Source organism: Shewanella sp. T24-MNA-CIBAN-0130, assembly GCF_040310185.1.
In the GTDB taxonomy this organism is placed as follows: Bacteria; Pseudomonadota; Gammaproteobacteria; order Enterobacterales; family Shewanellaceae; genus Shewanella; species Shewanella psychromarinicola.
Genome location: NZ_JBEOPP010000059.1, coordinates 17,111 through 29,128, shown reverse-complemented (window position 1 = coordinate 29,128; position 12,018 = coordinate 17,111). Strand labels below are relative to the sequence as shown.

Below are 12,018 nucleotides of genomic sequence, written 5' to 3'. Positions count from 1 at the left end.
GAGTAGTGAAACAGCCCGCTATTATATAGCGGGCTTTTTTACGTCTGCAATTTAACAGCTTCGCTGCAATTTATGGTGTAGAGTTTGTTACTAGCCAAAACAGGACAGCAGTTTGTCGAATATGCCCATGCGTGAGTAAATCCTTTCTATATATCAGATATGCTATATATGCGTAAATAAAATTACACTTACCAGTCAAACAGGGTAGAGTGTAGATCGATTTAAAGCTACTAATAAATAATAAGTTTTTATATTGTATGTGCTATTAGGAGACATAACTGTCTTTACTTATTGATAAGATTACCGCTAGCATATCTTCATATATTTCATTGGGTGGGTTTATTTTGCCTCGTTTGCCGAATCTTTCTCTGACTATACTGGTTCCTGTGTGTATTTTTATCCTTTACCTTGGTTTGGTATGTGGACAGTATTTCTATGAGCATGCGGAGCTAAAAGATCAGCTTGCATCAACACAATCAGAGCAAATTCAGAAAGATTTATTTAGAATGCGTCACGTGGTTGAATCATCTTTATTGATGCAAGATTTTGAACGGTTAGAGCAGGAGGTTGCTTTAGTTTCAACAGATCAAAATATGATGGTGTATGTGATACTTGATTCTGCTAGTGAAATTCAATTCGCTAATCATATTATTTGGCGTGAGAGTAATGCTACTAACGTATTGGAAGGCTATTCTGCTGATTTGCACGGAAGTGTTATCGCCAACAATAAACCTTACTTTAAGGTCAATTTCGATCGATTATCCATACAGGCTTATTATCCTTTAAACGCTAGTTCTCGATATAGTTATTCAAATTCAGTAGATCTAATTTATCTAGAATATGACATTGCCAATACCTTATCAGAATCGGTTGATCGCCTCTTAAAGCGCTTTATTGAGATCTGGGGGATTGGTGCTTTATTTTTGTCACTATTTTGCTTCATGTTGCATTACTTACTGATACGACCGTTAATTCAGTTAAGCCAAGCAGCTAAAAACCTTGATTCTCCGGATTTCAACACTGATATTATGTGTGCATCAACCGAACTGGTTAACTTACGTGATTATCTAAATCAGGTTAATGGTCGATTATCTCGAAGCAAGAAACGGCTTAATGATGCTGAGCAACGTTGGCTTTTTGCGGTTGAGGGCGCGCGAAATGGCATTTGGGATTGGTGTATTTCTACTGGAGATGTGTTTGTTTCTGATCGCTGGAAAGACATCTTAGGCTACCAACCTTACGAGCTTGATAATGACTATTCTGTTTGGGAATCTCGTTTACATCTTAGTGATAAGCTACAGGTATTAAATACTTTACAGAACTACATCAGTAACCAACATGAATATTATGAAAGCGTTCACCGGTTGCGTCATAAAGATGGCCGCTATATTTGGATTCTTGATCGTGGAAAAATAGTTGAGTGGGATGAGTTAGGTCGGCCATCGCGGATTATCGGCACCATTACAGATGTTTCTGGTGATGTTAAAAGCCAACGTGTTGCTAATGATAAGCAAGGTCATAATGGCCTTACCGATTTAATTAATCGTGATGTACTAGCCGATCAACTCTATGATTCACAGGTTTTAAGCCGCAAGACCGGTCAATTCTCTGCGCTATTGATGATTAATTTAGATAACTTTAAATTAATTAATGATGCTTTGGGTCGCCAACTTGGTGACAGATTGTTAATGCAAATAGCAGCGCGCTTATCAGCTACGTTTTCTAGTACTGGTTTAGTTGCACGCCTCGGGGCTGATGAATTCGTTATTCTGGCCAAAAACTTTGGTAATGAAATCGATCAAGCAAACAAGCGTGCACTAGCATTAGCAAGTGAAGTCAGGCAGCTAATTGGTCGTAGTTATACCATTTCAGAGCAAAACTTGTCTATTTCGGCCAGAATTGGTTTAGTGATTTTTGATGGTATTGAGTCATTAGAACCTCAAGTGCTATTGGCTCGTGCTGATAGCGCTTTAGAGCAAGCAAAAGACAGCCGCTCTAATGGTTGCGCCATTTATCGACCTGAGTTTGAGCAGAATCAAGTACAACCTTTTAAATTACAAAATGAACTAAAAGTTGCTATTCACAACCAACAGATGTCATTGGTGTATCAACCTGTTGTCGATCGGGCTGGACAACTTAATAGCGTTGAAGCCTTGATGCGTTGGTATCACCCTCAGTATGGCTATATTAGTCCACGTAAATTTATTGCTGCAGCTGAATTATCCGATTGTATTTTCGAGCTAGAGTTATGGGCATTAGATAAGGTTTGTGAGTTGATACAATTACTTCAACAAACCAATGCAACCATTCCATTAATGTCATTAAATATTTCTTCGCGCCACTTTCATCAAGATCATTTCGTAAATGTCATTATTAGCAGGATTAATGCTGCGCAAATATCACCGAAATTACTTCAATTTGAACTAACGGAAGACATATTTGTGGTCAATGCTAAGGTGGCAAAAAACAAAATTTCCGAGCTACAACGATACGGTATCAATATTGCGATGGACAATTTTGGCGGTGGTTCTTGTGCCGTTCATCAACTGCAAGGTATTGGCTTTTCACAAGTGAAGTTAGCTGCTATTTATCTTGAAGATATAGAATATAACCCCGAAAGCTTTAATATTGTTAGTGCTGTAGTTGAGTTTGCGACCAAATTGAACTTCCCTGTTGTCGCTAAACAGGTTGAAAATAAGCAACAACTCAACTTACTGACACAGGCGAAGTGTACTTGGTTTCAAGGTTATATCATTAGTCGGCCACTAGATCATGACGATATTATTCAGTTAATTAACACTAAGCTATCGTTGAGTGTTGTGCCATAAAATCGATAGTATGAGAAAGTGCAATATTACGCATGCTATCGCTCTCGATAAACACTTCGTGATATGCGCCTTCAATCACCACCTTATGACAATGAGTGCTTAATGTTTGATTTTGCGCCTTATTACAGACAATAGTGTCTTTTTCTGCTTGTAAGATGAGTATTGGGGTTTGGCTATGTTTAGCATAGTTGATACATCTGTGTGCTGCGCTCATTGCTTCAAGCAACCAATGATTGGTCGGTGAGCCTAACTGTACCTCGGTGGTATCCTCGAATACGTTGCGATAGTGCTGGTAGCGAAATGGGCTATGAGTGAGCTTGTTACGCTTAAAACTATCTGGTTGGTAATGCGTTCCACCTAGCACAAAGGTACTGTGTACTTTGCCTGCTTCAATGCGATTATTATCGAGCTTTTGAGCTAACCAACGGACAACCGATTGAGCAAAAGGTAGACGTATAGCAAACATAGGTGCTGAAAATACTGCTGCAGCAAACGTTTGCGGGTATTTATTTAGATAGTCACTCGCGATAGTACAACCCATTGAGTGAGCTATGATAAATAACTCTTCATGCAGCTGTGGGCGCACGACCTGATCAATAAATTGAGCAAAGTCATCCGTATAATCGGTAAATTTCTCAACATAACCCTGATGTGGATTATGGGTGAGTCTGTCTGACAGCCCTTGGCCTCGATGATCTAAAGCGTAAACGCTGAATCCTTGTTGATATAAGTCGTATATCAATTCTTGATACTTCACATAGGATTCGACCCTGCCATTACTGATCACTATTGCGCGTTGATTATTAGGATGTTGGATCATCGCATAAGCAATTTTTATTCCGTTATGGGTGCAGAAACTCGATTGGTGCACTTGTTGCCAAAAGTGTCGCTGATCACTGGTATTGAGCTTTAATTCGGATGAAAATTTCATGTAATGCATTGTTATAAGCCAGCTTGTTATAATCTTAAATAGTGTTTAATTTCGACGCGTTCATCTATATTGTTACACGCTGCTCGCTTCTTTTACCATTGCTTGTTGACGAGCAATAAACTCATCAACCATTTGCTCTAGTACTGACATCGGGATAGAGCCATTCTCTAAAACGGCATCATGAAACTGTCTAATATCAAAATCTTTTCCTAATGATTTTTCTGCTTTAGCGCGTAAGCGTTTTATGGTTAATTCACCAATTTTGTATGACAGTGCTTGGCCTGGCCAAGAAATATAACGATCTATTTCTGTGGTGACGTTGTGCATTGAAAGGGCTGTATTGCTGGCCATAAAATCTATCGCTTGTTGGCGGCTCCAACCTTTAGCATGCATGCCAGTGTCGACGACTAAACGGGCCGCACGCCACATTTCATAGGTTAAGCGGCCAAAGTTACTGTAGGGGTCTTGATAAAACCCGGCTTCTACGCCTAAATATTCTGAATATAAGCCCCAACCTTCACCAAACGCAGAGATATAACTGTACCGCCGAAAGTTGGGTAAATTAGTCAGTTCTTTATTCAATGATATCTGTAAATGATGCCCTGGAACCGCTTCATGTAAGGTTAATGCTTCAAGCTCGTAAAGCGGTCGCTTATCTAAGGCGTAGGTGTTCACCCAATAATAGCCGGGCTCGTCGTCACGGTTTGAACCTGAGTAGCGTCCCGTTGTGTATTTTGGCGCTATTTCTGCAGGTACAGGTTCAATGCCATAAGGCGTCCGTGGTAATTTGCCAAAATATTTAGGTAATATAGCATCGGCTTTTTTGGCAATAAACGCCGCTTCTTTAAGTAATTCATTAGCTGTTTTAGGATAAAATTGTGGATCGGTGCGCAAAAAGGTTAAAAAGTCAGCAAAACTGCCTTTAAAGCCAACGTCTTTAATAACCTGTTCCATTTCTGCTCTTATACGAGCGACTTCTTGTAATCCAAGCTGATGGACTTCTTCAGCGGTCATTGGCAGTGTGGTGTAATACTCAACTCTGTTTTGATAAAAAGCCGAGCCATCAGGCAAGGCGGAAGCGGCAATGTTTATTCGTGCATTAGGAATGTATTCTTGAGTCATAAAATCATAAAACTGCTGATACAGCGGTAGTACGATTTGCGCTACAGTGGCTCGACCTTGTTGGGTCAGCGATTCTTTTTCTGACGCGCTAAAATGATCAGGGTAATGGGTAAACGGCGTAAAGTAACCGCTGGTTTCAACCGGAACAATAAAAGCGCTAATGCTGTCTTCAAAACCCTTTAAGGTGACTTTTGCTGGGGTGATACCAGCGGCTAAGCCTTGTTTGAGCCAATATATTTGCTGGGTAAAATGGCGTGGTAATTGTTTAAGTTTAGCTAAATAGTGCTGATAATCTTCAACGCTACTGAAGCGAGCTTTAGCAATCGATGCGATATATGCATGGAAACCACTTTCAGCCGTTATAGGTAAATAGTGGTCATGAAAACGATACAGGTCGACTTCATTTTGCAGCTGATCCTGCAAAATTTTAGCATTGATGACATCGGATTTTGATAACGGCTTTCGGTCAAGCTGTTTAAGTTTTTTGAGATTTTCGAGGGTCTGTTGGTATTTTTTCGCTAATGTTTGAGCAGATAAATCGTCAAGCATTCCTGCGGCAGAAGCGTCACCTAAACTGGCTGCTAACATCGGTGAATAAGCTAAATTAACTGCCCAACTCTGGTCTATAATCGCTTGTAAATTGGGATCTATCTGCGTTTGTTGGCGAGTGACGCGGCTATCAATCTGAGTCGTGGTAACACTATTACAAGCCGATAAAGTTAATATTATCAGTGCCGGTAGGATCAGCAAGCGCATTAATAGTCCTTTATTATTTAACCTTTTTGTCAGTATTAGAGTATGCCCGATTTAAGCATAAAAAACACATCACAAATTAGCATGAGTTTTTGGTGTGATAGATTCCAGAAAAAACATTGCTCATCAGAATTAGTCTCAATACATGTTAAACTGAAAACGATTCTCTGACCGACAAAATTAAACTAATGGCAGGGTAAGTTTATAGGGGTTAATTATGATAGATAAAACCATTCCGCTAGTTGATTTACATCGACACTTAGACGGTAATGTTAACGTAAAGACTATTTGGGAATTAGGCCATCAACATGGTATTCAATTACCCGCTAATTCACTAGAAGAGCTTGCGCCATTTGTGCAAATCCAAGGTAAAGAAAGCAACCTAATGGATTTTTTGAAGAAACTAGATTGGATGGTTGCTGTATTAGCCGATCTTGACGCGGTGAAACGTGTTGCCTATGAGAATGTTGTCGATGCAGCATCGCAAGGGTTAGATTACGCTGAATTGCGCTTTAGTCCTTATTACATGGCGATGAATCATAATTTAGCCATTGAAGGCGTTGTTGAAGCCGTTATCGATGGTGTGCGTGCCGGTGTCAAAGAGCATGATATTAACATTAACCTAATTGGTATTATGTCGCGTTCTTTTGGACAAGAGAAATGCCGTTTAGAGCTTGAAGGCATACTCGCTCACCGTGACAGTATTGTCGCGATGGACTTAGCTGGAGATGAACTCGGTTTCCCTGGCGATTTGTTTACAGAACACTTTAAGCGTGTTCGAGATGCGGGATTACAGATCACCGCTCATGCTGGTGAAGCGGCAGGGGCTGAAAGTATTTGGCAAGCTCTTAATGTATTAGGCGCGACACGTATTGGTCATGGCGTGAATGCGATTCAGGATCCTAAATTGATGGAATATCTTGCCAAACACAGGATCGGGATAGAATCGTGCCCAACCAGCAACTTACATACCTCTACTGTTAAAGATTATGCTGTTCATCCACTGCATAAGTTTATGGATGCGGGGGTATTGATTGGACTCAATACTGACGACCCAGGGGTGAGTGCGATTGATATTGCTCACGAGTACCGTGTGGTTAAATCTGAAATGGGTCTAAGTGATGGCCAGCTGGCGACATTGCAACGTAATGGTGTTGAAATGGCCTTTATATCTGATAGTGACCGCAAAGCGTTATATGCCAAAAAAGCGTAGTAGCGTCAACGACGATATAAAAGCAGTCTAATAAGATTAGTTTACAAAAACAGCCAGCAAATGCTGGCTGTTTTTATATTATATTGCTTATAAACAGTTGCTTAGATTACTCTTGAAAACTGTTGTTGACGGGCTTTTTGGCGATAATACACATCAAAGCACATGCAAATATTACGAATAAGTAGTCGACCGGTCGGGCTTATTGTTAACTTGCGATCTGTGATATCGACCAGTTTATCATTGATAAAGGTTTGTAATAATTTCAGATCTTCCACAAAATATTCTTCGAAGTTAATCGCAAACTTACGGTCAATTTTGTCCATGTCTAAATCAAAATGACAGATAATTTGTTTAATCACCGCACGGCGAATTTCGTCATCGTGATTTAAGCTACAACCTTTCCATAATGCATGACCATTGGCATCAATCGATTCGTAATATGGACGAATATCTTTTTGATTTTGGGCATAGCAGTCGCCAATTTGGCTGATAGATGACACCCCTAATCCAAGTAAGTCACATTCTTCTTGGGTGGTATAACCTTGGAAATTACGATGTAATTTACCGGTGTTTTGTAATTTTGATAGCTCATCATTGGGTTTGGCAAAGTGGTCCATACCAATAAATTGATAACCGGCACCCGTTAATGATTCTATTGTTTGACGTAGCATATCTAATTTTTGTTGTGGAGCCGGCATATCATGTTCTTTAATTTTACGCTGTGCAGCAAAACGCGATGGTAAATGTGCATAGTTAAAGACAGATAAGCGATCGGGTGAAAGCTCAATAATTCGGGCTATAGTTTTAGCAAACGTTTCTGGTGTTTGCAGCGGTAAGCCGTAAATTAAATCGACGTTAGTAGATACAAAGCCTAGTGCTTTTGCCCTAGCCATTAAGTCGAAAATAAATTGTTCGTCTTGCTCGCGGTTAACGGCAATTTGTACTTCTTTATTAAAGTCCTGCACACCAATAGACACTCGGTTAAACCCAGCTTCTTTTAAGGTATCCAACATACTTAACTCGATTTCTCGAGGGTCGACTTCAATAGAGTATTCACCAACGTCTGCAAAATTAAAGTGTTGTTTAATTAGCTTGCTCAGTTTAAGGATTTGTTCTGGGCTTAAAAACGTAGGTGTACCACCACCCCAATGCATTTGGGTTACCGTGTAATTTTTGAATAGTGGGGCACGTTTAATAATTTCAGTGGCCAGATACTCAATGTATTGGTCGGCTTTGTGTGAGTGACGAGTAATAATTTTATTACAACCACAGTAGTAACAAAGCTTGGCACAAAATGGAATATGTACATAAAGCGACAGTTTGTCTGATTTACTATTTTTAATTGATGTCAGTAAATTTTGCTCAGTAAAGGCATCGTCAAATTCTAGTGCGGTCGGGTAAGAAGTATAACGGGGACCGCTGTAATTGTATTTTTCGATCATCGACTGATCCCAACTAATCTGAGTGGGCTGCTTCAAGGCGTGTCCTCCAATGGGTAAATTAGCAACATACGAAGTATGCAATGTTCGTAATCAAATAACCTTGATCTAGGTTGTAAAAATGAATGTTGCTTATGGCGACGAGTGAAGTTTAGCGATAGCTGATATGGGATAATGACCAGACTGTGCAACAGATCACGGTTTGTATTTCAGACAAAGTAGATTTTTTAGGCAAGATTAATATGTTGAGTCCCTAAATTACGTGCCTTACCATCGTATCTCACTTCAGTAAATTGCACGTTACCACTGCGGTGTTTTAATACAATGCTGGTTGAACGAGTGCCGTATGCTTCATGTTGGATAAAAATAGAGGACAGTCGACGCTCCCATTCAAGGCTAATGCCCGTTTGAGGTAAATCTTGATCCCTTGGTTGCGAGGTATCCCGCATGATCGCCAGTAATTGGTCTATGCAAGGTGATTGCATCTGGTTGATATAGTTTTGAAGCTGCTGTTGACCTTTAGCCATCTTAGGCCATATATCATCTAATGCCCCGTTGCTCACGGCGTGAAAACCTGAAGTAAGCCGAGTCGTGGTTAACATCTTACTGTTAAAGCAAAAGAGTTGTTGGTGTTGTTCGAAAACTAAATTAAACGGATTGTAATTGTCTGCATGTTCAATGAGCCATTGGCTATTGATATGATGTTTTGTGAGTGCATCAACGACTAATTCACCGCGACTGCGAACGCCATCTTGTTGTTCGATTGAACGAATATTAGTTAACCCAGCAAATTGACCTTGTTCATTGACCCCAATCCATGTTCCGCCGGCTTGTTTATCTTGTCCTGCGATAATAGCTGGCATGGTTGCCCAACGATAGGCGGGTTCGGTTGCTCGGTGATGAAATTCATCGCGATTGGCACAGACGATTAAGGGATAATCTGGATGCGCCTCAACGGCAATAAATAAAATACACATAGCTGCCCCTTTAAATATGTCGACACCATCATCATAACCTAGTTCATAGATCCTGATTAATGATGATGTTTATGTGTCGAAGCTGAGTCGTGATGATGTGAGCCCTGGGTGTCTGAGTGATGGTCTTGATCATGGGTATGTGGTGCTGATTTTAAGTTAATCATCAAACGGCTTAAAAAATCTCGAGGTCCAAGTCGAAGTAAGCTGGCGCCAAACAATAAAACGATCGCCACTAAGCCAATAATATTAGCTGAATCAGGCAGTTGTAATGTTAATGACGAGCTCAGGGGTAATTGATCTGCCACCATTAGCCCTACAAGTAAAATACCGCCTAACATGAGTCCTTGTTTCCAATTCATTAACTTCAATTGGCTAATACTGAGTACGGGTGCGGCCAATAAGGTAAAGGCCACTGCAATTTGGCTCCAACCACTGTAAGCCAAAGCAAGGGCTAAAATCACCGTGCCTAAATTACAAAAACGCATCGGTAAAAAGACTAAGAGTAAAATAAACACTTGCAATGCAGGGTTTTGTAACGGAACCGATGGATGACCGATGAGGTTTGCCAATACTAAGCTGAGGATAATCCATGGTGCACTGCGGTCGACTAATTGGCTAAAACCAAAATGCCATGGTGACTCAGATAAGGTTGGATGCGGGTCCGTCAGATCCACTTGCGTCAGGGTCATTAGTGCCCCAATGGTCAATAACCCCAGCGCTTGGTAAAGCGCAAACCAAGGGCCTAACAGTAATAAGGTAATTAATAATGCTTCTGGTCCAGCTAAACGCTGTAACCAACGCAGCCCTAAGGAGGAATGAGATGGTCGTAATCCTGATGCGAACCGAGCTGTAGCAATAAAGTAACTGCCTAATAAAATAGGTGAAATTGTCAGTAACCAACTAACGAATTGTTCTGAACCATGATTTTGATGAGCATGTTCGTGGCCGCCGGTGTCCATGAGGAGTAATAAAGCCAATAGTCCTAGACCAAGTAAGCTGCCGATACCTGCCTGATACTGATATTGGCCCTGTTTATCTTCATCTTGGTGGCCGTGAGGCTGATGTAACACCACATGTAAAATTGAACCCGTAACAAAGGCTTGCAAGTAAACGGTGTTTTCAAGGCTTAATTGAGTCAATAAATGCTCGCCAGCAAAGTAACCGACACTGGTTAATATCATCATGGCAACTAAAACCACACTAGCCCACCGAGTGCCAACTTGAGGCTTGAGTAACCACCAAATAGCGACACCAACAGGTAAGCGATGCATGATCACGCCTAAAGCAAGGAGTGCCGAATTACCTTCTTGTTGTGCCAAGACCATGGCTCCACCGTCAGTCATGGTATGCAGCAGCAGTCCGCCAATACCTAATGTGAGGGTGATGTTGTGAGTGATCTCTGAATATCGATGAAACAGCTTTTCACTGGCCGTAGGGCCCCAAACGCCAAGCATGACAAACAATAGCGTGATAAACCCACCATGCTCCAATAGTTCCGGCAAAATATGAATGAGGACTAGTCCGCCAAGGGAGACGAAAATAAATCCATCTAAGCCCTTTTGAAGTCCACTACCTGATGAGAAGAAGCGGTAAAAAAGAGGCCCAAACAGTAATGCAATACAGCTAGCGATTAGATAGAGCATGTTATCCAGAAATCAATCGAAAAAAACAACGCAGTATAACATTCTAAACCAGTATTGTAGTGTGTGAATATTTCAAGCTGAAAAAATTACACTTGGTTAGTTGTGAATATAGATCGAGTCATTGAAGATAAAGTAGAAAAAAGTTCATAAGATCATTGTGTTGGTAACTGTTGGCTGGTTATTTATCATGTGAAATTGTTTACAATTATTAGCGGCTATAGCCCTAAAGTCATCAATAAATTGGCTATCTGCATCGCTTATGTTACTGCGTTGAGTATACAATGTAGCCCATATTTCGTTAATTAAAAGATTGTCGTCCATGGATGTTTTTTCTGCAGCCGTCATGCTGTTCTTGATTATAGACCCGCTGGGTAATTTACCTGTATTTGCTTCCATATTGCGCCATCTTGATCCCAAAAAGCGCCGTAAAGTATTAATCCGTGAACTGTTGTTTGCGCTGGTCATTATGTTGTCATTTTTGTATACCGGTGAAGCCATCCTTAATTTTCTGGACTTACGTACTGAGTCCGTCAGTATTGCCGGTGGCATTATCCTGTTCCTAATCGCGATCAAAATGATCTTCCCCTCGCCGGGTGGCGTTGCCGGAATGGCAGCAGGTGAAGAGCCTTTTATTGTCCCGATGGCGATCCCTTTGATAGCGGGTCCGTCTATTTTAGCGGCATTGATATTACTGGCGCACACTGACAACAGCCGTATGACGGATTGGACGATTGCGTTAGTTTCTGCCTGGGGCATGAGTGCGTTTATCTTAATGTTTTATAAGTTGTTTACTCGCATACTTGGTGAGAAAGGTTTAATAGCGGTAGAGCGGTTAATGGGAATGGTATTGGTGATGATATCAGTACAAATGTTACTTGATGGGATATCAAAATACATTACCCACAGTGGCTTAAGTTAATTCTTACCGAGAGATATAACACTGAGTTAACTCTAGGGATACTAAACGATTATCAAGCAGCCGTTTTTTCTCGCTCACTGCGTTGATGTCTCTTGTAATAGACTGACTATTGATAGGTCACCTCAACGCTGGATAATCAGCGGCTATCAAACAACCCTTTGTGCCGTGATCGAACGAGTATCGAGTTACAATA

8 protein-coding genes are annotated in these 12,018 nt (G+C 40.8%); 3 read left to right on the top strand and 5 right to left on the bottom strand.

Annotated elements, in window-relative coordinates:
• The first annotated feature begins 344 nt into the window (after positions 1-344).
• A complete protein-coding gene (locus tag AAEZ02_RS18310; protein ID WP_124012943.1) occupies positions 345-2,828 on the top strand; it encodes a putative bifunctional diguanylate cyclase/phosphodiesterase in 2,484 nt (827 codons plus the stop codon).
• Here AAEZ02_RS18310 and AAEZ02_RS18305 read toward each other — a convergent pair.
• Entirely contained in the window at positions 2,800-3,768 is a 969-nt protein-coding gene (locus AAEZ02_RS18305; RefSeq protein ID WP_124012944.1) for an alpha/beta fold hydrolase, read from the bottom strand. The two genes, AAEZ02_RS18310 and AAEZ02_RS18305, sit on opposite strands and share 29 nt — an antisense overlap.
• Before the next feature lie 63 nt (positions 3,769-3,831).
• Positions 3,832-5,637 (bottom strand): DUF885 domain-containing protein, encoded by a 1,806-nt coding sequence (locus AAEZ02_RS18300; RefSeq protein ID WP_124012945.1) that lies wholly within the window; start codon positions 5,635-5,637, stop codon positions 3,832-3,834.
• A gap of 214 nt (positions 5,638-5,851) precedes the next feature.
• Between AAEZ02_RS18300 and add the strand changes: the two genes are divergently transcribed.
• Positions 5,852-6,847, top strand: a complete 996-nt coding sequence (add, locus tag AAEZ02_RS18295) for an adenosine deaminase (RefSeq protein WP_124012946.1) — start codon at positions 5,852-5,854, stop codon at positions 6,845-6,847.
• A gap of 101 nt (positions 6,848-6,948) precedes the next feature.
• Here the strand turns inward: add and hemN are convergent, their stop codons facing one another.
• The 3 genes from hemN to AAEZ02_RS18280 all read right to left on the bottom strand — a co-directional run bounded on the left by hemN (position 6,949) and on the right by AAEZ02_RS18280 (position 10,906).
• On the bottom strand, positions 6,949-8,325 hold the full coding sequence (gene hemN / locus AAEZ02_RS18290) for an oxygen-independent coproporphyrinogen III oxidase (protein WP_101033495.1): 1,377 nt from the start codon (positions 8,323-8,325) through the stop codon (positions 6,949-6,951).
• 188 nt (positions 8,326-8,513) lie between these two features.
• Positions 8,514-9,263 carry an NRDE family protein gene (locus AAEZ02_RS18285; RefSeq protein WP_101033497.1) on the bottom strand — a complete coding sequence of 250 codons (750 nt, stop codon included), beginning with the start codon at positions 9,261-9,263 and terminating at the stop codon, positions 8,514-8,516.
• A 56-nt stretch (positions 9,264-9,319) separates the two neighbouring features.
• Positions 9,320-10,906: a metal transporter gene (locus tag AAEZ02_RS18280; RefSeq protein ID WP_124012947.1), complete on the bottom strand. Its 1,587-nt coding sequence runs from the start codon at positions 10,904-10,906 to the stop codon at positions 9,320-9,322.
• Positions 10,907-11,225: 319 nt separating this feature from the next.
• On the opposite strand from AAEZ02_RS18280, the gene AAEZ02_RS18275 reads away from it, so the two are divergent.
• The gene (locus tag AAEZ02_RS18275; RefSeq protein WP_101033501.1) at positions 11,226-11,825 is read left to right on the top strand and encodes a YhgN family NAAT transporter; all 600 of its coding nucleotides are present in this window, start codon (positions 11,226-11,228) and stop codon (positions 11,823-11,825) included.
• Positions 11,826-12,018 lie beyond the last annotated feature (193 nt).

What these genes read in the sequence shown, in the direction of transcription:
- AAEZ02_RS18305 (WP_124012944.1), bottom strand. Translation starts at nt 3,768, where the DNA reads ATGCATTACATGAAATTTTCATCCGAATTAAAGCTCAATACCAGTGAT.
- AAEZ02_RS18300 (WP_124012945.1), bottom strand. Translation starts at nt 5,637, where the DNA reads ATGCGCTTGCTGATCCTACCGGCACTGATAATATTAACTTTATCGGCT.
- add (WP_124012946.1), top strand. Translation starts at nt 5,852, where the DNA reads ATGATAGATAAAACCATTCCGCTAGTTGATTTACATCGACACTTAGAC.
- AAEZ02_RS18285 (WP_101033497.1), bottom strand. Translation starts at nt 9,263, where the DNA reads ATGTGTATTTTATTTATTGCCGTTGAGGCGCATCCAGATTATCCCTTA.
- AAEZ02_RS18280 (WP_124012947.1), bottom strand. Translation starts at nt 10,906, where the DNA reads ATGCTCTATCTAATCGCTAGCTGTATTGCATTACTGTTTGGGCCTCTT.
- AAEZ02_RS18275 (WP_101033501.1), top strand. Translation starts at nt 11,226, where the DNA reads ATGGATGTTTTTTCTGCAGCCGTCATGCTGTTCTTGATTATAGACCCG.